20 protein-coding genes are annotated in these 25,754 nt (G+C 41.5%); 1 reads left to right on the top strand and 19 read right to left on the bottom strand.

Translation table 11 applies throughout. From position 1 onward, the window contains the following. The 8 genes from HKX40_RS10210 to tkt form a co-directional block, all read right to left on the bottom strand. Nucleotides 1-658, bottom strand: a 658-nt coding sequence (locus tag HKX40_RS10210; protein WP_171589481.1) for a ketose-bisphosphate aldolase, incomplete at its 3' end; no start/stop codon positions are given. Nucleotides 659-723: 65 nt separating this feature from the next. Next, nucleotides 724-1,095, bottom strand: coding sequence for a hypothetical protein (locus HKX40_RS10215; protein ID WP_216605234.1), 372 nt, complete (start codon nt 1,093-1,095; stop codon nt 724-726). Between the two features lie 211 nt (nt 1,096-1,306). Beyond that, nucleotides 1,307-2,116 (bottom strand): carbon-nitrogen hydrolase family protein, encoded by an 810-nt coding sequence (locus HKX40_RS10220; protein ID WP_171589482.1) that lies wholly within the window; start codon nt 2,114-2,116, stop codon nt 1,307-1,309. A gap of 197 nt (nt 2,117-2,313) precedes the next feature. Then, complete coding sequence (pbpC, locus tag HKX40_RS10225) at nt 2,314-4,638, bottom strand: penicillin-binding protein 1C (protein ID WP_171589483.1); 2,325 nt, start codon at nt 4,636-4,638, stop codon at nt 2,314-2,316. Between the two features lie 161 nt (nt 4,639-4,799). Then, a complete protein-coding gene (locus tag HKX40_RS10230; protein ID WP_171589484.1) occupies nt 4,800-10,520 on the bottom strand; it encodes an alpha-2-macroglobulin family protein in 5,721 nt (1,906 codons plus the stop codon). Nucleotides 10,521-10,642: 122 nt separating this feature from the next. Next, entirely contained in the window at nt 10,643-11,836 is a 1,194-nt protein-coding gene (locus HKX40_RS10235) for a phosphoglycerate kinase (protein WP_171589485.1), read from the bottom strand. Between the two features lie 118 nt (nt 11,837-11,954). Next, complete coding sequence (gene gap, locus HKX40_RS10240; RefSeq protein WP_171589486.1) at nt 11,955-12,965, bottom strand: type I glyceraldehyde-3-phosphate dehydrogenase; 1,011 nt, start codon at nt 12,963-12,965, stop codon at nt 11,955-11,957. A 14-nt stretch (nt 12,966-12,979) separates the two neighbouring features. Beyond that, on the bottom strand, nt 12,980-15,031 hold the full coding sequence (gene tkt / locus HKX40_RS10245; protein WP_171589487.1) for a transketolase: 2,052 nt from the start codon (nt 15,029-15,031) through the stop codon (nt 12,980-12,982). Between the two features lie 93 nt (nt 15,032-15,124). Here tkt and HKX40_RS10250 point away from each other — a divergent pair, with 93 nt between their 5' ends. Further along, complete coding sequence (locus tag HKX40_RS10250; RefSeq protein ID WP_171589488.1) at nt 15,125-16,003, top strand: 16S rRNA (uracil(1498)-N(3))-methyltransferase; 879 nt, start codon at nt 15,125-15,127, stop codon at nt 16,001-16,003. Between the two features lies 1 nt (nt 16,004). Here HKX40_RS10250 and HKX40_RS10255 read toward each other — a convergent pair whose 3' ends face one another. From HKX40_RS10255 to urtB, 11 genes are all read right to left on the bottom strand, one after another. Beyond that, nucleotides 16,005-16,790 carry an urease accessory protein UreD gene (locus HKX40_RS10255; protein WP_171589489.1) on the bottom strand — a complete coding sequence of 262 codons (786 nt, stop codon included), beginning with the start codon at nt 16,788-16,790 and terminating at the stop codon, nt 16,005-16,007. Further along, nucleotides 16,791-17,426, bottom strand: coding sequence for an urease accessory protein UreG (gene ureG / locus HKX40_RS10260; RefSeq protein WP_171589490.1), 636 nt, complete (start codon nt 17,424-17,426; stop codon nt 16,791-16,793). A gap of 81 nt (nt 17,427-17,507) precedes the next feature. Continuing rightward, nucleotides 17,508-18,203 (bottom strand): urease accessory protein UreF, encoded by a 696-nt coding sequence (locus HKX40_RS10265; RefSeq protein ID WP_171589491.1) that lies wholly within the window; start codon nt 18,201-18,203, stop codon nt 17,508-17,510. A gap of 52 nt (nt 18,204-18,255) precedes the next feature. Then, nucleotides 18,256-18,882 carry an urease accessory protein UreE gene (ureE, locus tag HKX40_RS10270; RefSeq protein ID WP_171589492.1) on the bottom strand — a complete coding sequence of 209 codons (627 nt, stop codon included), beginning with the start codon at nt 18,880-18,882 and terminating at the stop codon, nt 18,256-18,258. Nucleotides 18,883-18,890: 8 nt separating this feature from the next. After that, nucleotides 18,891-20,612 carry an urease subunit alpha gene (gene ureC, locus HKX40_RS10275; RefSeq protein ID WP_171589493.1) on the bottom strand — a complete coding sequence of 574 codons (1,722 nt, stop codon included), beginning with the start codon at nt 20,610-20,612 and terminating at the stop codon, nt 18,891-18,893. Then, entirely contained in the window at nt 20,613-20,927 is a 315-nt protein-coding gene (ureB, locus tag HKX40_RS10765) for an urease subunit beta (RefSeq protein ID WP_171589494.1), read from the bottom strand. A 9-nt stretch (nt 20,928-20,936) separates the two neighbouring features. Next, nucleotides 20,937-21,242, bottom strand: coding sequence for an urease subunit gamma (gene ureA / locus HKX40_RS10285; protein ID WP_171589495.1), 306 nt, complete (start codon nt 21,240-21,242; stop codon nt 20,937-20,939). A gap of 168 nt (nt 21,243-21,410) precedes the next feature. After that, nucleotides 21,411-22,118, bottom strand: a complete 708-nt coding sequence (gene urtE, locus HKX40_RS10290; RefSeq protein WP_171589496.1) for an urea ABC transporter ATP-binding subunit UrtE — start codon at nt 22,116-22,118, stop codon at nt 21,411-21,413. A gap of 9 nt (nt 22,119-22,127) precedes the next feature. Then, entirely contained in the window at nt 22,128-22,961 is an 834-nt protein-coding gene (urtD, locus tag HKX40_RS10295; protein WP_216605235.1) for an urea ABC transporter ATP-binding protein UrtD, read from the bottom strand. After that, on the bottom strand, nt 22,958-24,076 hold the full coding sequence (urtC, locus tag HKX40_RS10300; RefSeq protein ID WP_171589497.1) for an urea ABC transporter permease subunit UrtC: 1,119 nt from the start codon (nt 24,074-24,076) through the stop codon (nt 22,958-22,960). The genes urtD and urtC overlap by 4 nt, the downstream gene beginning before the upstream one ends. Then, a complete protein-coding gene (gene urtB, locus HKX40_RS10305) occupies nt 24,073-25,704 on the bottom strand; it encodes an urea ABC transporter permease subunit UrtB (protein ID WP_171589498.1) in 1,632 nt (543 codons plus the stop codon). The genes urtC and urtB overlap by 4 nt, the downstream gene beginning before the upstream one ends. Nucleotides 25,705-25,754: the final 50 nt, after the last annotated feature.

Here is a 25,754-nt window from a genome sequence, read left to right on the forward strand (position 1 = left end):
TTTCCTTGATGCGTTGGATAGAAAGAATATCCCCTGTAGGTTTACGAGTAAACTTGTACGCACCATGGCTAGTACCAATCGCAATCGCCAAAGCATCTACTTGAGTTTGGCGAACAAAATCTGCCGCTTGTTCTGGGTCAGTTAATAATTGTTCACGTGTTAAAGTACCGTCTGCGCCATGACCGTCTTCTTTGTCACCTTTCATGGTTTCAAGAGAGCCTAATACTCCCAGCTCCCCCTCTACAGAAACCCCTAATTTATGCGCCATTTGAACGACTTCACGAGTGGTTTCAACATTGTACTCATAGCTTGCCACGGTCTTACCGTCAGACATTAAGGAGCCATCCATCATCACGCTAGAAAAACCTAAGTCAATGGCTCCTTTACAAATCGCTGGAGATTGACCATGGTCTTGGTGCATCACCACTGGAATCTCTGGATAAGACTCAACAGCCGCTTGGATCAAGTACTTTAAGAAAGTCTCTCCAGCATACTTGCGAGCACCAGCAGAGGCCTGCATAATCACAGGACTGTTAGTTTCCTTAGCTGCTTCCATAATGGCTTGAACTTGTTCAAGATTATTAACATTAAATGCTGGCAAACCATAACCATTTTCAGCGGCATGGTCTAATAATTGGCGCATTGACACGAGTGCCATAAGTTTCTCCTAGAGAATAATCAATAAATACAGATAACCCTTTATTTTAGCAAATTTTTACTTGCTTATTGATGAGAGAACAAAAGATGGGCTTTAAATTGCCTACGCAAGAAATCACCAAACAAAGATATGGGTTGACCATCCGTGGCAACATTCCATACCTCTGATCCCCATTCTTGCAAAAAATAAGGATAACCTTTTGTGTATTGAACAATCCTTTCTAATGCATCCACATTAATAGCCTCATGCAAAGAGGTTATAGGATTTTTAATCGCATTTTTTGCCTCTTTATCTGGTAAGGCCCCGATATAAGGATAATTAAACAAGCGCTCTGCATAGGACTTGGCATCGCCAGACATTGCCGCTACTTGTGGCAACCCTGCCCCAAAAAATAAGACAGGCCATAGAAGCTCGCTTAATTTGGATACTAGCTTCATCAAGAATTTCCGAACGCCCTTCCAATGCAGGAGGTTGAGTCCCCGATTCTGGAGTAAATGGATTTTTTACTCTATCCATCTGAACACTCTCCTATAAAGCTCAAAGGCACACTAAATACTATATAAATATACTAATCTATATAAAATTATACATAAACATAAATTTATATATATTTAAATATAAACCAATATATTTTTTATATTTCCTACATTAAACTAAGCGTCGGTTGGCTAAGCAAGGCAATAACTCTCTTACCTCTGCAATACGTTGGCTATCTAGGTCATGCACTCGAATACCTACTTGCTCGCCAGCCCCAGCAATCACAAAGCCCATAGGATCAATAATCATGCTTTGCCCTACTCCTTTGGGTGCAGTTTGCCCACACGCCAGAACATACGAGGTATTTTCAATCGCTCTTGCACGCAATAGTACATCCCAGTGCATTTCCTTGTACGCCCCAGGAATCCAATTAGCACTCACACTTAAGACATTGACACCTCGATCAATTAATGCTCGTGCTAACTCTGGGAAACGCAAGTCATAGCAATTAATTAAGCCAAAAGTAAATTCGCCCACACTAAACACACCGAACATAGAGCCATCATCGGCTAAATCTGCAGGTTTTACTTTGTCAGACTCTTTAAATTTGAACGCATCGTAGACATGAATTTTAGTGTACTGGGTCAAAATCTGCCCTGTTGGATGAATCACTAATAACTGATTGCGAACACGAGGCTCGAGGCTATCACCACCATCACTCAACACTCCCACCACTATATACAGATTATTTTGCTTAGCTTGTTCCTGCATAAAATGGATAAAAGCTGGCGTACTCTCTTTTGCCAAGCGTTGTAGTACCTCTAACTCAGAAGCAAACGAACACATAGAGGCTTCAGGCAACACCAACAGCTTCACCTGTTGCTGAGTCGCTTGATGAATAAGACTGGTAATATAGGCCTTATTCTCATCAATATCATTGCTCGCTGGAAATTGCCCTACGGCGACTCGTAATGTACTCATATTGTTTTTCCTCAGTCATGAAAATTCATTTATTTTCTTTTCTCATCATATAACAGCCTTCAGCACTAAAGCAAATTATATTTGGTACAACCCAGATACTTATTTCAATGATAACCATAGGAGGCTAAAAATACTTTTTATCCTTGTCTCCTGAACTCAAAAAATAGGCCATAAAAACAGAATCCCATATACCAAGATTACCTCACTTGAAACATCACTTCATCTAATTGTCGCCCATCCTGAGCAAACAAACCCAAGGTGTATCGCCCCACTTTCAAAGGCCAATAAAAAGGATTACCACGTCCTATTTTGACTCCATTTAAGACCCAATAAACCTGTGTGGGTAGTATATGATTAATCTGTCTAGCCTCCATTTTTAATTGTTGATAATCTTTGGGAATATCAGGATCCCAAGCAATAATAGTACCATTTGTCGGGGTGCTGATAAATATTGAGGCCACAGTATCAGAGGCCGTTATGTCTGTTTCTGCTAAATTTTCAGAGGTAGTTTGCATGACAGTAGTGACATTTTGTGTTGCCAACGTGCCTTCTTCTACTGATGTGCCTCGGGTTGCTGATAAGTGTACTTCCTGCATTTGTGTCCCTGCTATGAAATACTCTTTTCTAGTAGGCTCTACGGCAGGACGATAATGGATATCCTCTGCTACAACAGTCTCAGGCTTAGGCGGTTCTATAGAGGGAAGCTCTTTATGCAAATAAGCCATCACATCATGCCAAATAGGAGCTGCACCAGAAACACCACTCACATTACGCATACTAGCACCAGCACTATTGCCTACCCATACTCCAACAGTATAGCGTGAGGACCAACCTATAGCCCAATTATCTCGCATATCTTTACTGGTACCTGTTTTCACAGCAGCCCAAAAGGGCGTACTTAATGCACTATCCGCTCCAAAAGTCAACACACGAGCATAGCGATCAGAAAGAATATTGCCAATAATCCAACTACTTTCAGGACTAAATACCCTTTTCTTCTCATTTAAATAATTCGTTGTCTCGTTGTTTTGTGGAGCATCCTCATCCTGAGCCATAGAGTTCATTTTGTTGAGAGATTTAGGCATCCATCGCACTGGGGAATACACGCCTAGGTTAGCCAATACACGGTAGGCATTAGTTAAACTCAATAAAGTCACATCGGAACTTCCCAATGCTAGACTATAGCCGTAAAATTCACCTGTTTCAGTCAAAGGCAGTCCCAATTCCACCAACTTATCTCTAAAATCATCGATACCAAGCATTGTGAGCGTTTTTACAGCAGGAATATTTAAAGAGGAAGCCAATGCTGTTCGCACCGATACCCAACCATTAAACCGTCTATCATAATTTTGTGGTACATACAAACCTGACCCTGCATCTAGACTCAACACATCATCATTTAATAGAGAAGCTGCTGTCAGGTGCTTTTGAGCGATAGCTTGTGCATATAAAAAAGGTTTCAAGGTCGAGCCTGCTTGACGCGGAGCATTCGCATGGTCGACGTGCTGGGCTGCGGATAGATGACCTGATGAACCTACATAAGCAAGCACCTCACCCGTCTGATTATCCAACACGACTACTGCTGCATCACTCGCTTTCTCTTGAAATAAATCAACAAGACGAGACTGTATACGTTGCTGTATAAATCGTTGTAAAGATTTATCAATGGTTGAATAAAGTGTATGACTTATTGATACACCAGACTGCTGGTAAGCCTTTATTAACTGTGATGCCAAGTGAGGAGCATCTGCTGGTGTATCCAGAAACTGTTTATAAGAACGTCCCAGCATATTTGCCACAAAAGTATCTAAATAATCACAATGGTTATGATGGGACAATAATAAATCACAGGTGCGGCGAATCAAAGTCTCTTTGTCTACATTCGGCGCCCGCAACATAGCTGCTAAAACAGCACTTTCCCTTTCGTTTAAAGCAGCAGGATATTTTTGAAAAAAAGTTTGTGCTCCTGCTGCCATCCCCACAATTTCCCCACGTAAAGGTACTAAATTAAGATAAGCCTCTAAAATTTGCTCTTTGCTCCAATGCTGCTCCAACGCCTGTGCATAAAACATTTGTAGAATTTTTTGTTGGTAAGTGCGAGAGCCATTTTGACGCTGTAATTCAGGAATTATCATCCCCACTATCTGCATAGAGATAGTGGAAGCCCCACGCCCTCTTTCGCCTAACAACACACCTCGTAAGGCACTTAACAGAGCCAAGCCATCCACACCACTATGCTGATAAAATCGCTTATCTTCTGATAACAAAACGAAACTTTGCAATCGCTCAGAATAATTTTTTAACGGTTGCCAAGCCAAGCGTCGTTGTTGGAAATCGGCTCTCACTGTTTCTATTGGAGAACCATCACGGGCTAGAATCTGAATAAAAGAGCTTGGGTTTTGTTGACTAATCTGTATAAATGAAGGCACGTTTAATGTCGAAATAAACAACTGCCCCCCCACATAAGTGAGAAACACTAACAATACACTCACAAGAAAAAAATGCCCATACCACTTTTTCATATGCTATCTTAATGTTTCCTTTCAATACACATCTGCTAAAAACACCATTCTCATGACGCTAAACCATGATTTTCACCATTAAAAAGCCTGTCATCCTAAAGACGACAGGCTCGCTGAGACTAGGTCATTACCCTCACCGATGATTTTACACCCATACTTGGCTAAGGAGCTTTTACCTGAATGTCATTGTTCACTGCCTCGCCAAATAAGGAGGGAGCATACATAGCTTCCACACGCGTTGCTGGTAAAGAGAACTTACCTACATTGTTTAAACGCACTGTGTATTCTAAGTTAATCTCCCCCTTATCCATAAAGCGATAATAAGCACGATAGACATCTGACTTACGCTCTACAAAACTTGGTTCGACATAAGTACTATATTCATCATTATGCTCAGCCAGTTTTTCATCTAGCTGTCCAGATAAAATACTATCGCGTCCTAACCCACTACCCAAGACAGTTGCACCACTTGGAATAGGATCATTGACAACAACCCAACTCATCGGTGCATCAGCTGTAATACGCAAATGAACACGATATACATCACCAACAGACCATTGACCCGCCACACGACGGCTGACTGGTTCGATTAATTTATCTACGCGATACCCAGCAAAAGTATTTTCAATTGGCTCAACTGCTGCCAAGCTGGTAACTGTTGCCCATACAGCCCCTTTACCCACAAGACTTAGCTTCATATCAGCCGATTTTTTATTCACCCAAGGGATAGTGATGGCTTGATTCAAACTCAAACCATTCCACTCCTGTGCTGCATCATGATCTTGATCAGAAAGGCTTACATTCACCTCACCTTCTGCTGGTACTTTTTCAAAAGCCTGTGTAAAGGCATGTACTGCCAGGCTTCCTAACAAGTTATTGGTGGTCATACCCCACTGACCTTTAACTTGAGCAGCAATAAGACCCTGTGCAAGTGCTGGCACTTCTTTTTTCCACATATCATCACGGGCTACTGCAATTAATAATTTTGCTTGAATGCTCTTACTATCATCCATTAACCACCACAGATTATCCAATGCCGTCATATTTTTAAAGACTAGATGCTCCGCTTGGTTAGCCATTTTGGCAAGAATACGTTCACGCAATGCGACTAAAACATCATGTTGTTTTTCCCCATGCAAAGATTGATGAATAATATAAAGATTCACAAGTCCTGCCTCATCATATCCCGCATCAAGAGGATAAGCCTCTAACATGCTTTCTGTGACTCTATGATAACGGGCTAACGCCGCTAACAAAGTCAAATAGTAATCTTTCTTATCAGCAACAGGAATCCAGTCATATTCTGAATTTAATTTACCCAAAACAAAATTGGATAAACCGGTCAACATACGCTCTTGAATCGCCTCTGGAATATCAAATGACCAACCTAAAGTTTTAGCATCTGCAGCAATAGAAAGAATATAGGCATTTAATAAAGGGCTACCATCCACTGCGGCAGAAGGGTAATAGCGAATAAGCCCCTGTTCATCTAAATAACTATTCGCCTCTTGCATCAAGGCATCCCATGCTGCATGATTTTGCAATCCCATCGCTACTGAAGCTCGTTGTTCAAAACAACTATAAGGATATTCAGCAAAATAACGTTTTACTGTATTTAAGCTAGCCCCTAAACTTTTCTGAATCTGTACCTGAATACCTCCACGAATCGCATCATTTACACTTAAAGCACGAGTCGGAGGTTGAACAGACAACTGCACTCCTTGTGCATTAGCAGCTACCTGAAGCAATTGAGATTGGCGTACTGTTACTGGAACATAAGGAATCAGTTGCTGTGTTACATGAATCTTATCTTGAGCTAATTTAACAGCCATTGTCGTTGGAGTCGCTGAAACAGTTGCAGCATCAACAGAGGGTTTATGAGTAGCATCTGAAGAAAGAGTAGAAACCTCTTCATCCATAGACTTCACTTCTTTGGCATCAAAATACCAATCAAGTATTTGCTTACCCTCATTATCACTTAAATGTAAAGGGTCAACCTGCCACACAGCCCTATTAGAGCGACCTGCGTAAAGCATCACCTGTTTCTCAGGCAAGGACAATACTTCAACACCGTCCTTTTTAACCGTGCCTGTCACTAATACAGACATATCCTTATCCGTGCTATTATGCAAGGTGACTACCGCATCGAATTTATCTGTATCACGAATAAGTAATGGTAGACCAGAAATAATTTGCAAATCCTGCTTACTCGCAAAATCAACCTTTTGCGTACCAAAAACAGCCTTGCCGTCGTCAGCCACTGCAACGATTTCAAACTGAGAGATACTATCATTGAGAGGTATCTCAAGATCTGTTTCCCCATTATTATCTAATACAACATTAGCTTTCCAGAAAACCAAAGTATCAAAAAGCTCTCGGGTCGGTGACAAACCACCCCCTCCTCCTGCAGGAACAGCTTTACGCCCATAGTGACGACGCCCCACAACCTCTCCTTGGGCTGTCGCTGTATTAACCAACCAAGGGCGCTCAGGCCACATTGCTGCCAGAATATCAGAGGTATTGTTTTTGGCTAACTCCAACAAAGCCTTATCCACCACAAAGACAGCAACATTAGCTTGCGCTACTTTATCACCATTCATACGTTTTGCTGAGATATGTAATTTAGCCTTCTCTCTCACCTGATACACGGACTTATCTAGCGATAAATCGATATTCATGTGATTATCTGGATTATCCACTTTCACCTTAACCACACCCATCCTAAATGAAGGTTTGGCTAAATCAATTAATGTACTTGCACCTTGTGCTTGTGTATCATCTTTCACCCATGCCACACCCGCATCATTCGTATCACCACGAATTCGTCCACGGATAGAAAGTACATTCACAAAGACATTAGGAGCCCATTCAGGTTTTATTTTGAGTTTAAATGTCGAACTATTTTTCTCAAAATGCACGACTTGATAATCCATGACATTTTCACGCTCGATACTCACCAGTGCTGTTGCTTCACGAAATGGGATTTTGACATCAAAAACCGCCTCATCACCAGCTTGGTAAAGTGGCTTATCTGGCACCACATCTACTCTATCAGTATCATTGCCGGCATCCCAGCTCTGACCTTTATAAATCCACAAAGAACGACGTGAACTATAGTGGTTACCATGCTCATCCTGAGCATGTGCAAATAGGGTTATGTCACTATCGGGAGCTTTATCTAGGGTGCACTTTAAAATACCTTGCGCATCTGTTTTCCCCTGACACAGTGTAGTAAGCTCTCCTTTCTCCGTATTCACATCAAACGTATAAAAGCCACCCACTAGACGCTTACGCACAACTTTGGTTTGTTCTTTAGCAGTTTGCAACAGAACCTCAGCATCAGGTTTTGGATGCCCCAAGGCATCTACTGCTATCACTTCTGCGGTATAGGACTTACCTGCTTCTGCTTGATTCTCACCTCGAATACCTACTAATATGCTGGAAGCAACTACAGGTACTGTCTGAGTAATTGTCTGTACCTGCCCATTAGGATCCATAAAACTTGCTTCAATAATGATGTCACTATTGCCTTTAATTGTAGGAACATTATCAATCACAACTTGGGCGTGACCATTGGCATCCAAGGCAATTTTTTTCTTATTGAGAAACACATTTCGCCCTGGTTCTATGGGTGCTGCATCACCAAAAACGGTGTTATCCTCTTTGACAGTTATACCATTGGACACTATCATAGCTGACAGCTCTACAGGCAACTCAGCAGCCACACCTCCAGCTATATAATTTAACTGAAGCGTTGCAGTAATAGTTTTAGGGTTAATCAATATATTACCCTGTTGTACATCACTTGTTGCCTGAATACTCCCTTTAAGAAAAGGCACTTTGAAAGTTTCTACTTGGAAAGAAGTTTTTGGATTAACAATGTCAAAATCCTTATCCCCCTCTCGGTACTTAACAGAATAAACTCCATTCTTGGCTGTCTGGGGAATATGCCAATCTGTTTCTGCATACACACCACCATTAGGCGCCCTTTCCCACTTTAAAGGTAACTCAATCTCTTCATCTAATGCCTCAATATTAAAAACCACTTTATTAGGCAAACGTGTATCCACCATGGGGGCTGCAATACCTTCTTTTGTCTGCAAGCGAGCAAAGTGTTTCATATGCACTGTTTCCCCAGCACGCAATAAGGTGCGACCTAGCACAGGATGTATTAATAATTGAGGAGACTCTTCGCTATAGTAGGAACGATAGACATTACCCACATTAAATTGCCAATCTTCAATGCCATTATTCCAGGTACTGAAAGCAAAAGCATAATCTGCTACCCCATAAGCCATAGGATGCGTTGGCCCAATACGTGCACTTGCCATATAGGTATCGTAATCACAATTTTCTGGTTTAGGTAATTTACCCTCAAAGCGGAATACACCTTTGTCATCAGTCTCGCCTGTTGCAATCTCACGGTTATCGCAAGCACTTAAACGTACTTTCGCATTAGGAATAACTTGAGCATCGTCTAGGCGAGTTACCCATACTAAAGCCCCATCCTCACTGGTTTTAAGATGCACCGCCATATTAGTTACCAGTGCTGTTGTGCGCACATACATGGGTTGAGCATTTTTTGTGAGTTGCTCACCTAATAGAGGAGAACGTGCTTCAAACACATAGAACCCAGGTGCTTTCACAGGTAAGCCAATTACCTCAGTCTCATTATTTACATTTTTAAGACTTGGTAAATCATATTGACGAGCCCCTTTTTGGGTAGCCAATACAGAAAGATTACGAGAGTCTAGATTACCCTCTTGATATTGTTCTTCTTCTCCCTGTAGTAGACGTGTAAAATTCTCTTGACTAATAGGACGATAATTCAAGCGAGGAATAATCTCCAACCACTTACGCACTTGTGCATCATCTTGCGTCGCTAACTCACTGACATGGCCTGCTTGATAGAGTCCTCTTGTGGCTAGTTTTTTCTCTACATTACGCACGGTCAATGGAATCAAAGCTGGTTGTTTTTTTAACGAAACACCAGGTTGGGCATGCGCATAACTTTCGATAATACCAAAATCACCTGTGGCAAACTTTAATAAAGGTGGATAATTATCAAATGTTGCCTTAAATGGAAATTTATCTGCATTAACTAAAGGACGCCCCATATCGTCAACAAAATTGTCTGGGACTCTCACTTCGATAGAGGCCTTGGGAGGAAATGGACCTTGGAAGTACTTATAACTCACAAAAGATCCCTCTTCAAGAATCTCATCAGAAGCCTGAACTTCTTTACCATCTATCATTAACTGTACTTTTTGAGCCTGGTCTTTTGGGACTTGACTACTAAATAGTAACGATACATGTCCTAATGGCGAACAATTTGCTTTGGGATTAATACGCTCACAACTAAAAGTCAGTTTAAAAGGTTCTCTGACCTGATAATCCAATGCCCATGCCTGTACTGTCGCTTTATGATTAACACCCTCTAACCCTGAAGTGATGGCAAGTGTCACCTTAGCATCAGTAGGAAGCTGGCGTGTACATTGAACAAAGGCAATTTTCTCACTTCCTCTAAGAGGAGCATCTCCAGACTTGATAGCTGGGGAATCATTACTCTCATCAGCTGATTCCACTATCCAGGATAATGCCGGTGCTTTGAATAACTGTTGACGTTCGTCCTCTGTCAATAAACGGACAGGAATCCTCTCTCCCACTCCAGACACCAAGCAAGAAGTATGCTCCAATAAAGACTCTGGTTTCACTGCTTGATCAAAAAGCAAAGCAAACACCCCATCTTCGGCTATACGACTGCCTTCAGTAGGTTCTGTATATTTCAATATAGGTGGTTCAGTTGGCTCTGCCGCCATCGTCATACTGCACAATGATGAGAGTAATACCATACTCAACAAGTTACTACGCCATTGAGACATCAGATTTCCCTTTTGATGAATGATTGGAGTGAATGAGTAGATTTTTATAACACGAAGCACTATGTCGTGAAAGGAGGGGATACCCTAAAAATACCTAAGTATTTTTAGGGTACTTATATTTATTATTGATTACGTTGCTCTAGTATTTCTACAGCAGGAAGTACTTTACCTTCTAGGAACTCAAGGAAAGCACCACCACCAGTAGAAATATAACCCACTTTATCAGCAATATTAAACTTTGCAATGGCAGCCAAGGTATCTCCACCGCCGGCAATAGAGAATGCATCTGAATCAGCAATCGCACGAGAAACTTTCTCTGTGCCTGCGGCAAAGCTGTCAAATTCAAATACACCTACAGGACCATTCCACACGATAGTGCCTGCTTTAGCAATAATATCAGCCAGAGTCTGTGCAGTCTCTGCACCAATATCAAAAATCATTTCGTCTTCAGCCACTTCATTGGCTTTTTTAGCCGTTGGTGTTGCTGTCGCTGAAAACTCTTTGGCAACTACTACATCCGTAGGGATAGGAACACCTGCCCCACGTTTTTCCATCATTTCCATGACAGCTTTGGCCTCTTCCACTTGGTCTGGCTCAGCCAATGATTTACCAATATTTAACCCCTTAGCCAACATAAAGGTATTTGCAATACCTCCACCGACAACTAATTGATCAACTTTAGTCGCTAATGATTGCAAAATAGATAATTTTGTAGATACTTTAGCCCCCCCCACAATGGCCACTAGGGGGCGTTTAGGTTCTTTCAAGGCACGACCCAAAGCAGTCAACTCAGCCTCTAACAAAGGACCTGCACAAGCGATAGGAGCAAACTTTGCCATACCATGTGTGGTGGCTTCTGCACGATGGGCTGTACCAAACGCATCATTTATATAAACATCACACAGTGCTGCCATTTTCTTGGCAAGCTCTTCGTTATTTTTTTTCTCCCCAGGATTGACACGACAATTTTCCAGCAAGACCACTTCGCCTGCTTTTACATCAACACCATCTACCCAGTTTTGAACGAGCTTAACCTCTTGTCCCAGTAATTCAGTAAGACGCTTAGCCACTGGAGCCAAAGAATCTTCTGGGTTTAACACCCCCTCAGTAGGACGCCCTAAGTGTGATGTCACCATCACTGCAGCACCTGCCGCTAAAGCCATTTTGATGGCGGGCACAGAAGCACGAATACGTGTATCTTCAGTGATTTCACCTTTGTCGTTAAAAGGCACATTTAAATCCGAACGAATAAAAACGCGTTTGCCTTTAAGCTCACCTGCCGCTGCTAGGCTAGATAATGTTTTAACATTCAGCATAACTATCCTCACTTATTCTTATTAAGAGTAATCCTGCCACTCTTTCAAATTATCAATTCGCCACCTATGCAAACGGCACTCATATCCACTACGAGTGCCGTCTACACCACATTTACAACTATTTAGCTTGCATCATTGCCACAGTGGTATCTAACATACGGCAAGAGAAGCCCCACTCGTTATCATACCAAGCAGATACTTTAACAAGACGTCCATTTACTTTAGTCAAGGTCGCATCATAAGTGCTTGATACAGAAGTGTGATTAAAATCGGAAGACACTAATGGGTCAGTATTAAAAGCAAGAATACCTTTAAGCGATCCCTCTGTCGCTGCTTTTAAGATTTGGTTAATTTCATCAACAGAAGTATCACGTTTGGCTAGGAACGTAAAATCAACAACTGAAACATTAGTCGTTGGAACTCGGATAGCGTAACCATCTAACTTACCATTTAACTCAGGAAGAATTAGACCAATCGCCGCTGCCGCACCTGTTTTAGTAGGAATAAGATTCATCGTAGCAGAGCGTGCACGACGTAAATCTTTGTGACGCACATCAATAAGTACTTGGTCATTAGTGTAGGCATGGATAGTCGTCATTAAACCATTCTCAATGCCAATGGCATCTTGTAAAGGCTTAACCAATGGAGCCAAGCAGTTTGTAGTGCAAGAAGCATTAGATACTACGGTATCAGATGCTTTTAGTACGTCTTGGTTAACACCATAAACCACTGTTGCATCTACATCTTTACCACCAGGAGCGGAAATCAACACTTTCTTAGCTCCCGCTTGCAAGTGTAATGAGGCCTTTTCTTTAGAAGTAAATGCACCAGTACACTCCATCACCACATCAACACCAAGCTCTTTCCATGGCAATTCGAGCGGATCACGTGTGCTAAAAATACGGATACGATCCCCGTTAACGACCATGTAATCACCATCTAATGATACATCCGCATTAAAACGGCCATGAGTCGTATCATACTTAGTGAGGTGGACATTAGTTTCTGCGGATCCAGAAGCATTAATTGCTACAATTTCAATATCATGCTTCTTACCATATTCGTAATGGGCACGTAACACCATGCGACCAATACGTCCATAACCATTAATTGCAACACGAATTGTCATATTTTTCTCCTGATTTATAAAATTTCTTTGACCTTTTGAGCCACATTTTCTGGTGTTAAACCAAAGTGTTTAAACAATACACCAGCTGGTGCAGATTCACCATAGGTATCAATACCCACTACTGCACCACGGCGACCAACATATTTGTACCATGCTCCAGAGCAACCTGCCTCTACTGCAACTGCCGGCAAATCCACAGGCAATACACTGTTTTGATATTCTGCTGACTGACGATCAAACACATTAGTACTTGGCATAGATACTACACGAACAGCAATACCCTCATCAGCAAGCAATGCTTGCGCTTTTAATGCAATATCTACCTCTGAGCCTGTGGCAATAATCACAGCCTTGGCACCGGCTGCATCACGCAATACATAGCCACCTTTGGCCACATTAATACAAGTTTCCTCATCACGCTCTACAAATGGTAGATTTTGACGAGATAGTAATAATGCACTAGGACCTCCCGCCTTGACATTAAGACCAAGACTTGCTGGACGCATTACAGCTGATTGCCATGCAATAGCTGTCTCGTAAGTATCGCAAGGACGCCATACATCAAGATTAGGAATGAGACGTAAGCTCCACGCGTGTTCAATAGATTGGTGGGTAGGACCGTCTTCTCCTAGACCAATAGAATCATGCGTAAACACATGTACAACACGCTGTTTCATCAAGGCAGCCATACGAATCGCATTACGTGAATAATCGGAGAAGGTAAGGAAAGTGCCTCCATAAGGTAGGAAACCACCATGTAAGGCAATGCCATTCATAATCGCCGCCATACCGAACTCACGCACACCATAGTTAATATGACGACCAGCTTGAATACCCTGCTCCGCAGCACGCACAGGCACAACCCCTTTCCAATCTGTGAAATTAGAGCCAGTCAAGTCAGCCGAACCACCGAGAAATTCAGGCATAATTGCTGCTAATGCACCAATAGCAAATTGAGAAGCCTTACGGGAAGCAACAGTTTCCTTTTTGGCTAATGTTTCAGTGAGAAAATCCTGAAACTTACTCGCAAAATTCACGGGCAAATCACCGTGCATACGACGTTCAAATTCTGCTGCTAATGCAGGGTGAGCCTTTTGGTAAGCCTCCCATACTTGATTCCACGCTTGCTCTTGCTTTGCTCCTTCAACTGCATGATTCCACGCCTTGGCAACTTCTTCAGGTACCACAAAAGGCTCAGACTCCCACCCTAATGCTTCACGTGCTGCAGCAATCTCAGCCGCACCTAATGGAGAGCCATGCACTTTCTCTGTGCCTGCCATATTAGGAGCACCCTTACCAATCACTGTTTTGCAACAAATTAAGGTAGGACCGGCATTGGGTTTAGCCGCATTGACCTTTGCTTGAGCAATAGCTGCATCTACCGCATCAATATCATGCCCATCAACATTACGGATAACATTCCAGCCATAAGCCTCAAAACGCTTAGGCGTATCATCAGAAAACCAAGGTTCTACATGACCATCAATTGAGATACCGTTATCATCATAAAGCACAATAAGTTTGCTTAGTTTTAAAGCTCCAGCCAAAGAAAATGCTTCATGAGAAACCCCCTCCATCAAGCAACCATCCCCTGCAAAAGCATAGGTAAAGTGATCAACTAGAGGTAATCCATCACGGTTAAATTCTGCCGCTAACAGTGCCTCTGCCAAAGCAAAACCAACTGCATTTGCAATACCTTGACCTAATGGTCCTGTCGTGGTTTCCACTCCAGCTGTAACCCCTACCTCTGGGTGTCCTGGCGTCTTAGAATGTAATTGCCGGAAATTCTTTAACTCACTCATAGGCAAATCATAGCCAGTCAAATGCAAAAGTGAGTAAATCAGCATAGAACCATGCCCATTAGATAAGACAAAACGGTCACGGTTGTACCATTGTGGATTAGCAGGGTTATGACGAAGATGGCGGTGCCATAAAGCCACAGCAATATCTGCCATACCCATCGGTGCACCAGGGTGTCCAGAGTTAGCTTGCTGAACAGCGTCCATCGATAAAGCACGGATAGCATTAGCCAATACGCTAGGCTTAATAGTTGATTCGGTATTCATTTGGGTCCTGTAAGGTCTAACAAACTAAATTTCAACGTATAATTTTAACATTTAAATGTTTGCTTAACACAAATCTCTAGGATATTGAGCACAATGGCTTTACCTCGTTTTTTCTGCCCTATTCCTCTGGAAAATCATAGTACTGTTACCCTTCCTCCCGAAGCTGCCCATCATGCTGGACGTGCCCTGCGCTTGCGCGAGGGTGTGAGAATCAGTTTATTTAACGGAGAAGGTGGTGAGTATCAAGGAGTATTACGCTTTAATCAAGGCATAGCCCAAGCAGAAATTGATACATTTATCAAAGATAACCGGGTATTAACTGGTCAAATTACCTTGATTCAAGCACTTGCCTCTGGCGATAAAATGGATTGGATTATTGAAAAAGCAGTAGAGCTTGGAGTCTCTCGTTTTATTCCTGTGGCGGCAGAGCGTAGTGTCTTACAATTATCAGGGAATCGCTTAGAAAAACGCCAGCAACATTGGCAGGCAATTATACAGTCTGCAAGTGAGCAAAGTGGGCGCAATACATTGATGGAATTATGGCCTGTGCAAAGTTTGAAAACAGTATGTGAGCAGTTAAGCAAAAGTGTTCTCCCTACTACTACTACTACTACTACTACTACTACTACTACTTCATCAACTACACCACAAGCAGCAATAGAGAAACAAACAAACTTATCCTCATTATCATCAACAACCAGCACTACTACTCATAAAACCGTCTCTTTCTTACAGCTTTTTATTGCTGACCCAGAGGGGGAACAGTCTCTCACTGACTATTTACGTCAAAATACCACTTTAAATAATATTGGTTTTTTTATTGGACCAGAGGGCGGTTGGTCAGATACAGAAATGAGATTGATGTCACAGCATCATGCACACAAAGTACGTTTTGGAGAGCGAGTGCTACGAACAGAGACGGCAGGACTAGCATTAAGCAGTGCTAGTGCGGCTTTGCTTGGTTGGTTGTAGGCTATTGGTATAGCTCTACTCCTAATTGCTGAAAGATTTTTTCAATCGTATCAGCACGATACGCTACAGCTCGTACCAGGAACCCACCTTTATCTAATAAAGACACTCCCAACACACAAGACTCCTCTTCGGCAAAGCGAGCTTGTAATTGTTCCACTTTGTCTTTCAACGACGATGGTGTCGCTGCCAAGTCCATATACACAAAAGTCCCTTGATGTGAGAAATTTTCCATCTGACTTAACGCATTTAGTGATGAACGCTCAGGAATCCATTGAATACGATCAGATAGCAAAGGAATACTCTGATGCATAATACGTAGATAAGAAGAAAATTGACGAAACGCAAACACTTCACCATTTAGCACGCGCCCAATTGCAACAGTTTCTCCATAAATGAAACGGCTCCCTTCTTCCATTTCCACATAAGTTGTTTGCTTTAAAGCACTATCCTTATGCAAAACCAAGGGATGGGGCAAATAGCATAAGCAACTATTTTTTTGTAAATAAAACCGATTATGTTGCTCAGCGAATTGCCCCTCATGCATAGACTGTACGCGTGTAAAAGCCTGTGTAGTTAAATGCAAATCCGTCTGTGCTGCTAAATGCAACTCCATTGTTAAATGGTCACCTGCCAATAATCCAGGAGACGAACTCATTTGAATTGCCTCTAATCGCTTACCCTGACCGGGCAACGTCATCAATTTAAAAGGTGGTGAGACAAAACAATCTTTAAGCTGCGTACATCCAGATGAAGTATATTGTGTAGAGAGTATCAGCCTACTTTGCATTTATCGCACCAACCCAATTGGCTCTTCATTTGTGCGAAGTAAAGCATATTTCTCAATCCAACCAATCACACCATCAAGATTATGTTTAGTCATCAAATTGGTAAAAATAAACGGCTGTCCTTGACGCATACGGCGTGCATCTTGTTCCATCACTGATAAATTAGCACCAACATAAGGAGCGAGGTCAATTTTATTAATCACCAATAAATCAGAACGTGTAATACCAGGACCGCCCTTACGAGGAATTTTTTCCCCTTGTGCCACATCAATAACAAAAATTGTCACATCTGCCAAATCAGGGCTAAAAGTAGCAGATAAATTGTCCCCACCTGACTCAATAAAAACGATTTCTGCATCTGGAAACCGTGCCACCATTTCATCAACAGCCTCTAGATTCATAGAGGCATCTTCACGAATCGCTGTATGAGGGCAACCTCCAGTCTCTACACCCATAATACGCTCTGGCGGTAATAAACTGTTCTTCGTCAAAAACTCAGCATCTTCCTTGGTATAAATATCATTGGTAATGACTACAATGCTATATTTATCAGCCATTTCACGGGTCAAACGTTCAATTAACGCAGTTTTTCCTGATCCTACAGGACCTGCTACACCAATTTTTATATAGTTACGCATCTTTTTCCTTACTACTAAAATCTCATACAAAAGGCTGGTTAGCCAAGAATTATCAAAGCATCCTGAGTTTCTCTCTTAACATCATGACATATATAGTCGGCTATAAAGTTGCTCATGCTGCATAGAACGAATATCATTTAACACGGTAGCTGCTCCTAGCCACTCAACATCAGGAGTTTCGCTCAAAAAAACGGCTCTCTCAATCAATGGTTTCATCGCTACCAAAATATCTTGCCCATCCATCTGGCTTAATGGAATTAATTTCACTCCATTTGTCACAGCACCCACAATCGCATTGTAGTAAAACGCATAAAGTGTTGCTCGCTTATCTAGTCCCATTGTCGCTGCCACAATAGCAAAAACAATAGGATAAAAACCTTTACATTGCTGTTGTTGCATGGCTTGTTGGAATTGGATGAGAAGGTGTTGCTGCTCATAACGGATAAAAATCTTTAATAATCGACTCCCAAGTTTAAAACTCCCTTCTCGGCTTTCTCTAGCGATTTTACTAGCAGCTAACTCATTATCCAAGGTTACTAACTGTGCCAAGTCCTGCTGTTGCGTAGCATCATAAGCCAATGACAAATAGGCTCCATCGTTATAAATCCAATTTTGCAAGAGTTGTGTCTCAATATACTGTTCCAAACTAGATTTATCTTTGACTTTAGCCTGTTGCACAAAAGTCTCCAAACCATTGGAATGATTAAACCCACCAATAGGTAAGGTAGGATCAACCAGATGCAGCAAACCACCAAGTTGCGAGAATAATAATTGCATTTTATCCCCTGCTTATTTAAATGGTATTTGACGAATTTACTCACTCACCAAACTAATCATGTGCATGCCACGTACGACCACCATCATGAGAGTGGAAATTTTCATTCTTAACATCCTGGTGAGATGCATGTGAGTGCGCTGTGTGCGTATGTACATGATCAACATACCCATGTGAATGCTCTCCATGTCCGTGACTATGCCCTACACCATGACCGGGAGCCGAGTTAGCTCTAAGTGCGTAACTTAAACGGCGTTGTTCAACGTGAGGATAAAAGCCTGCAGCCTCTAACCATTCAAACATAGGCTTATCATAAGGTAGTAGCACTTCATTACCATCCAAAAATAGGGGGGAATGCTTATTTCCTATCTCATAACAAGCACGTGCCATTTCAGGCAGAGTCTTAGGGGATAGAACAATAACTTGTGAAGGGAGAATTTCGACTACAAGTACACAGTCCTCCCCAATAAATACCACATCATCATGCGATAGTCGTTGCCCCTCTTTAAGCAAACGAAAGGCTACTTCACGCCCAGCATGACTTTGCTTGCGAAGAATATTACGATCACACTCAAACCATTGCAAAGATACGTAGTCTATTGTTTTGGTGCCAACCACTCCTGTTTTTTGCAAGTCAGCTAGCTTGCCCACAATATGCTCAATAATAGGTAACTGCTCCATCCCCTCTCCTAGAATAAGAAATAACGTTGTGCCAAGGGTAATTTATCTGCGGGTTCACAAGTGATATGTTCACCATCGACCCTAACTTCATAACGCTCAGGATCAACAGTAATTACTGGTGTTGCATTATTATGTACTAAATCTTTTTTGCCAATAGTACGACAACCTTTAACTGCTAGTGTTTCTTTAGATAAGCCTAATTTCTCACGGATATGATTATCAACACTTGCTTGCGAAACAAACAACACCGCACTATCTGCATTAGCACCAGCAAAAGCTCCAAACATTGGTCGATAAAAAACAGGCTGTGGTGTAGGAATAGAAGCATTGGGATCCCCCATCTTAGCGTAATTAATAAATCCTTTTTTAATTACGCATTCAGGTTTTACACCGAAAAAAGCTGGTTTCCATAACACAATATCTGCTAGCTTACCCACCTCTAATGAGCCCACATAATCACTGATACCATGTGCAATTGCAGGATTAATCGTATATTTAGCAATATAGCGTTTGATGCGTAAGTTATCAGAACTTGGGTCTTCTGGCAAAGCTCCACGTTGAGCTTTCATCTTATCTGCCGTTTGCCATGTTCTAGTCACAACTTCGCCCACTCTTCCCATTGCCTGAGAGTCAGAACTCATAATTGAGAAAACACCCATGTCATGCAAGATATCCTCCGCTGCAATCGTCTCAGGACGGATACGGCTATCTGCAAAGGCTACATCTTCTGGCACACGCTTATCTAAGTGATGGCATACCATCAGCATATCTAAATGCTCGTCTATTGTATTGACTGTGAAAGGACGTGTGGGATTTGTTGAAGCAGGAAGCACATTAGGATACATAGCTGCCTTGATAATATCAGGAGCATGCCCCCCTCCTGCTCCCTCTGTATGAAAGGTATGAATCACTCTACCATCAATCGCACGTATAGTGTCTTCAAGAAAACCACTCTCATTCAACGTATCAGTGTGAATAGCTACTTGAACATCCATCTCATCAGCAACCCGTAAAGATGCATCAATAACTGCAGGTGTCGCCCCCCAGTCTTCATGGATTTTTAATCCTAATGCCCCAGCCAGAATTTGCTCGCGTAAAGGTTCTAAAGTAGCACAGTTACCTTTACCAAAAAAACCCAGGTTCACAGGAAACGCTTCTGCAGCTTTTAACATTCTTTCAATATTCCATGCTCCAGGAGTACAAGTTGTCGCATGCGTTCCATCAGCAGGGCCTGTACCACCACCAATCATAGTGGTGATACCATTTTCAATCGCATGTTGAATTTGTTGAGGACAAATAAAATGGATATGTGTATCAATACCGCCTGCTGTGGCAATAAGATGTGCACCATTATGCACTTCAGTGCTAGCACCAATAATCATATTGGGTGTCACGTCTGCCATCGTATCAGGGTTTCCTGCCTGCCCAATACCTACGATACGCCCGTCACGAATACCAATGTCTGCTTTGACAATGCCTAATTTAGCATCAATAATCATAACGTTGGTAATCGCTAGATCCAAAACATTAGGATTCTCTCGTGTGGCAGTGCTAGATTGTGCCATTCCATCACGCACGCTTTTACCACCACCGAACTTGCACTCATCGCCTTTGCTAAGCAAATCCTGCTCTACCGTCGCCCACAAATTTGTATCACCCAAGCGAACCTTATCCCCTACTGTAGGTCCATAAGTTGCCACATATTGTTGTCGAGAAATAGTTAAACTCATTTATTTCTCCTCTAAACTACCATTTACCTGATTGTGAAAGCCATAAATCACACGTTTACCCGAATAGGCTACTAGTTCTACTGTTTTAGCCTCACCAGGCTCAAAACGCACAGCATTGCCAGAAGGAACATTAAGACGCATACCATAAGCCAATGAGCGGTCAAATTGCAACGCCTCATTGGTTTCATAGAAATGATAATGAGAACCCACTTGAATAGGTCTATCCCCTGCATTTACCACATCAAGTAAGACAGTTTTTCTGTGAGCATTAAGAATTACATCGCCTTGAGCGAGTTGATATTCTCCAGGAATCATCGACTTCTCCTAGCCTCGGATAGGGTTGTGTACAGTAACCAATTTGGTGCCATCAGGGAATGTAGCTTCAATCTGCACCTCATGCACCATCTCCGCTACCCCCTCCATCACATCGTCACTGCTAAGTAGAGTAGCACCATATTGCATGACTTGAGCCACAGACATACCATCCCTAGCTGCCTCTTGTAGGTGACTAGCGATATAGGCAATGGCTTCTGGATAATTGAGTTTGAGCCCTCTTGCTTTGCGCTTAGCTGCCAGCTCTCCAGCTAAAAAAAGCATCAGCTTTTCTTGTTCTCGTGATGTTAAGTGCATTTTTAATCCTTTCTACATAACTTGGTAATAACCACTTCACTGCATGACAACAATCGGTAATAACACTTGCCCATATAGGCGCAGGCACCGTTTACCCTATTTACAAAACCAAACTATACACCTAAACAAGCGTTGAAAGTTGTCCATAATCAAAACAATTACCTTTATTCAGACACTTAAATATTTATTGATTAAATCCTCGCTGAGTTCTTTGCCTAAACCTTTAGCAACACAACTACCACGCTCAATTAACACAAAATGGTCTGCTAGTGCATGGATAAGATGCAGTTTCTGCTCTACGATAAGTACAGTCAATCCCCATTCTTTATTGAGTTGACGAATCACACGTGTAATATCGTCCACGATATTAGGCTGAATCCCCTCGGTAGGCTCGTCCAAGATTAATAGGCTAGGGTTCATAACCAGAGCTCGTCCAATCGCTAATTGCTGTTGCTGCCCTCCGGATAAATCCCCGCCTCGACGACGACGCATCTCAAATAGCACAGGAAATAATTCATAAATAAAATCAGGAATTTTATTTGTACTTGTTTTTTCTCGTACATTATGCACGGGAAGTCCTGTCTTCAGATTTTCTTCTACTGTTAACAAGGGAAATATTTGTCGTCCTTGAGGAACATAAGCAATACCGGCATAAGCACGTTGCTCTGCTCTCATGGATAACAAGTCCTGATTGTTATAGGTCAATTTATCCGCTTTAATAGCTACTTGTCCCATAATAGACTTCAACAACGTCGTCTTACCCACGCCATTACGCCCAATAATGCAGGTACACTCCTTATCTGGCACAGTAAAACTAATATTGTGCAAAATATGACTTTGCCCATAGAATTGATTTAAATTTTCGACAACTAGCATTTCCCCTCCTTAATGCCCTGCACCTAAATACACATCAATGACTTGTTGATTGTTTTGTACTTCACTCAAACTACCCTCGGCAAGTACCGACCCTTGATGCAATACGGTGACTTTACGTGCAATTTGACGGACAAAACCCATATCATGTTCTACTACCACAATAGCCTGCTCTCCAGCTAGACTAGTCAATAGCTCTGCAGTACGTTCAATTTCACCATGCGTCATACCAGTAACAGGTTCATCAATTAATAATAACTGTGGACGCTGCATCAAAAGCATCCCAATTTCTAACCATTGCTTTTGTCCATGTGACAACACCCCTGCCAATAAATTTCTGGTATGTGTCAGTCCAATAATATTTAACACATTGTCTAAAAAATCATTTTGTTCGGAATTCAATCGGCGAGTTGAACCAAAATAGGTGGCAAAAATGCTTTTGCTCCCATAAATTGCCAGCGATAAATTATCATAAACTGTCAACGACTCAAATACCGTCGGTTTTTGAAACTTACGCCCTATACCTGCACAAGCAATTTCTGCCTCCGTCATTTCCAGTAAATTAGTAAACTGCCCTAGGTATGCAGAACCTTCATCAGGACGTGTTTTACCAGTAATAATATCCATCATAGTGGTTTTACCGGCACCATTGGGGCCGATAATACAGCGCAACTCACCTTTATCAATATAGAGACTTAGGTTATTGATTGCTTTAAACCCATCAAAGCTTACTGAAATAGCATCTAGGTACAAAATCACGTCCTTGGGGATATTTTGATTTGCAAACTTTTGCTCATTAGCTTGATGAGGATGAAATAATTTGCGCATATTTTTATCCAGTCTCATGCCATTTCTCCCTGAGCATTGTTGTTTTTACGTGACTGAATTAAACCAGCCAATCCTTGTTTCAAGAAAATCGTCACAACGATAAACAAGGCTCCTAACATAAACAACCAAATATCTGGGAATGCCACTGTTAACACGCTCTTAGCATAGTTCACCACAAAAGCACCAATAACAGCCCCATATAAAGTAGCACGACCACCCAATGCTACCCAGATAATAATTTCAATCGAGTTAATAGGATCAAATTCACTTGGATTAATAATACCAACTTGTGGGACATATAAAGCACCAGCCACCCCTGCAATCATCGCTGAAAGCACAAATATGATGAGTTTAATATGCTCAACTTTAAATCCTACAAACCGTGTTCTCATCTCAGCATCTCTTACTGCAACGACTAACTTACCAAGACGTGAATATAGAATGCTGCGCAAGAAAACATAAGTTGCTAACACCGTAATACCACTTAAAACAAATAGGGTTACTCTGGTACTATCAGCTTGCAAAGAAAAGCCTAAAATATCCTTGAAATCAGTCAAACCGTTATTACCACCAAAACCCATTTCATTACGATAAAAAGCAAGTGATAGTGCAAAAGTTACTGCCTGAGTAATGATTGAAAGGTAGACTCCCGATACTCGTGAACGGAAGCATAACCAACCAAAGACTAGAGCTAGCAAACCAGGCACAAGCAATGGCATAAATAGTAGCCACGCTACTGTATCACTACCTTGCCAAAACCACGGAAGGTGATCCCAATTGAGGAACACCATAAAATCAGGTAATTGGCTATTGCCATAGCTACCTCTTGCCCCAATTTCACGAGTGAGATACATACCCATAGCATAACCACCTAAAGCAAAAAATGCTCCATGACCCAAACTTAAAATACCTAAATATCCCCAGCACAAATCAATAGATAAAGCCAATAAAGCATAGGCTAAATATTTACCCAATAAAGTCACTGTGTAAGTAGAAACATGTAAACTACTAGATACAGGGATAAATAGATTTCCTATAGGTACTAAAATCAACAGGGCGATGATAAAGGCCAGCGTAATTTTGCCTAGTAGGGGTTCGCCTTTAAAAAACTTAAGGATAATGGAGTTACTCATTCTACTGCCCTGCCTTTTTGTGGGAATAAACCACGTGAATATTTCTGGATAAAGAGTACGATAAGAACCAAGACTAATGCTTTGGCAAGCACTGCACCAAATGCAGGTTCCATAAATTTATTAATAATTCCTAGTCCCAAACCAGAAAAGAAAGTACCCCATAGATTACCGACCCCACCAGTCACTACTACCATAAAAGAATCGACAATATATTGTTGACCCAAGTTAGGTCCTACATTAGTTAATTGCGATAAGGCAACCCCAGCTAATCCTGCCACACCTGAACCTAGTCCAAAAGTAAGCATATCAACTTTTCTATCATTAATTCCCATCGCTTTTGCCATGGCTCTGTTTTGGGAAATAGCGCTGACTTCTAAACCAATACGCGTTCTTTTCATAATTTGTAGCAATGCAAAAAAACACACTAAACAGAAGACAAAAATATAAACACGATTGAGGGTAATGGAAAGATTAGGCATAATCACCCATTCGCCTCGCATAAACTCTGGTGTTTGCACAAGACGATTGAGAGGAGAAAAAATCGTCCTTACGGCTTGTTGGAGAATTAAACTAACACCAAATGTAGCTAACAAAGTTTCCAAAGGTCGTCCATATAAATGACGCACAATTAAAGACTCAATCAAAATGCCTACAAAAGCACTCACTAAGAAAGCAACTGGCAATGATACAAATAATGATGCAGTAATATCATTGGGCATGAGCTGTTGAATCACATAAGTGGTATAAGCTCCTAACATCATCAGCTCTCCATGTGCCATATTAATGACACCCATCACACCGAAAGTAATGGCTAAACCAATAGCTGTGAGAATCAGAATAGATCCCAAACTCAAACCGTAACTTAAAGTTTGTACACCATCAATAAACAATAATTTATTCTTAATGCTACTAATCGCTTGATTCGCCTGATCTTGTAAGTTTTCTGTAGGTGCTTTTTGTGCATAATCTTGCAATAAACTTAAATCTTCAGGAAGTGTACTTTGCGCTAGCACTGCAATTGCAGCACTATGACGGCTGCTATCATCTTGTCTAAGATCAACACGAGCAACAAACAAATGCATCAACTCTTGGATGGACTTATCCTTTTCTTGGGTTAGGGCTTTTTTTACATTATCAATTTGTGTCACATCATTAGTTCTTAAGATTTGCTGCATGGCTGCTATACGTTGGTTTTTACTTCCATGCGTCAACTGATACTGTGCCTGATAATTACGTAACCATGAGCGAATACTATTATTGATGACCACCTTTTTCGCTTGCGAGGGTAATTTATTAAGCTGTTGTGGTTGAAGTACTTGCTGGTATAGATTGCTTTCACTTGCACTACGCACATAATAGTCCTGCTCATCTACAAATAAACGACCATCTAGTAACGCTAGCAAAATATCATGTGCTTTTTCATCTTGTATATTAGCGATTTTTTCTACCGCTTGTTTTTTCTGAGCAAAATTATTACCACGAAGAATAGAAACTTGTTGAGTCAAGCTTGTGTCGGACTCAGAAATAGTATCTGCTTTTGCTAAGCCTATCGTTATCAGCCACAATGAGACCAAAACAAAAAGAAAAAAACTACGAAAAGCAGAATAAGAACTGGAACTTGCCATCATGCTTCCCTCAAATGCGTTGGCAGGAATCCCATCTACCTAATATATCAACA

Origin of the sequence: Pelistega europaea, from assembly GCF_013133775.1 — a bacterium.
In the GTDB taxonomy this organism is placed as follows: Bacteria; Pseudomonadota; Gammaproteobacteria; order Burkholderiales; family Burkholderiaceae_B; genus Taylorella; species Taylorella europaea.

Bases quoted from the DNA above. Each gene is read 5' to 3' on its own strand.
- ureE (WP_171589492.1), bottom strand. From the start codon at position 18,882: ATGGAGCAGTTACCTATTATTGAGCATATTGTGGGCAAGCTAGCTGAC.
- ureA (WP_171589495.1), bottom strand. From the start codon at position 21,242: ATGCACTTAACATCACGAGAACAAGAAAAGCTGATGCTTTTTTTAGCT.
- pbpC (WP_171589483.1), bottom strand. From the start codon at position 4,638: ATGAAAAAGTGGTATGGGCATTTTTTTCTTGTGAGTGTATTGTTAGTG.
- ureB (WP_171589494.1), bottom strand. From the start codon at position 20,927: ATGATTCCTGGAGAATATCAACTCGCTCAAGGCGATGTAATTCTTAAT.
- HKX40_RS10255 (WP_171589489.1), bottom strand. From the start codon at position 16,790: ATGCAAAGTAGGCTGATACTCTCTACACAATATACTTCATCTGGATGT.
- HKX40_RS10235 (WP_171589485.1), bottom strand. From the start codon at position 11,836: ATGCTGAATGTTAAAACATTATCTAGCCTAGCAGCGGCAGGTGAGCTT.
- urtB (WP_171589498.1), bottom strand. From the start codon at position 25,704: ATGATGGCAAGTTCCAGTTCTTATTCTGCTTTTCGTAGTTTTTTTCTT.
- urtC (WP_171589497.1), bottom strand. From the start codon at position 24,076: ATGAGTAACTCCATTATCCTTAAGTTTTTTAAAGGCGAACCCCTACTA.
- tkt (WP_171589487.1), bottom strand. From the start codon at position 15,031: ATGAATACCGAATCAACTATTAAGCCTAGCGTATTGGCTAATGCTATC.
- HKX40_RS10215 (WP_216605234.1), bottom strand. From the start codon at position 1,095: ATGAAGCTAGTATCCAAATTAAGCGAGCTTCTATGGCCTGTCTTATTT.
- gap (WP_171589486.1), bottom strand. From the start codon at position 12,965: ATGACAATTCGTGTTGCAATTAATGGTTATGGACGTATTGGTCGCATG.
- HKX40_RS10220 (WP_171589482.1), bottom strand. From the start codon at position 2,116: ATGAGTACATTACGAGTCGCCGTAGGGCAATTTCCAGCGAGCAATGAT.
- ureC (WP_171589493.1), bottom strand. From the start codon at position 20,612: ATGAGTTTAACTATTTCTCGACAACAATATGTGGCAACTTATGGACCT.
- ureG (WP_171589490.1), bottom strand. From the start codon at position 17,426: ATGCGTAACTATATAAAAATTGGTGTAGCAGGTCCTGTAGGATCAGGA.
- HKX40_RS10250 (WP_171589488.1), top strand. From the start codon at position 15,125: ATGGCTTTACCTCGTTTTTTCTGCCCTATTCCTCTGGAAAATCATAGT.
- urtE (WP_171589496.1), bottom strand. From the start codon at position 22,118: ATGCTAGTTGTCGAAAATTTAAATCAATTCTATGGGCAAAGTCATATT.
- HKX40_RS10265 (WP_171589491.1), bottom strand. From the start codon at position 18,203: ATGCAATTATTATTCTCGCAACTTGGTGGTTTGCTGCATCTGGTTGAT.
- HKX40_RS10230 (WP_171589484.1), bottom strand. From the start codon at position 10,520: ATGTCTCAATGGCGTAGTAACTTGTTGAGTATGGTATTACTCTCATCA.
- urtD (WP_216605235.1), bottom strand. From the start codon at position 22,961: ATGAGACTGGATAAAAATATGCGCAAATTATTTCATCCTCATCAAGCT.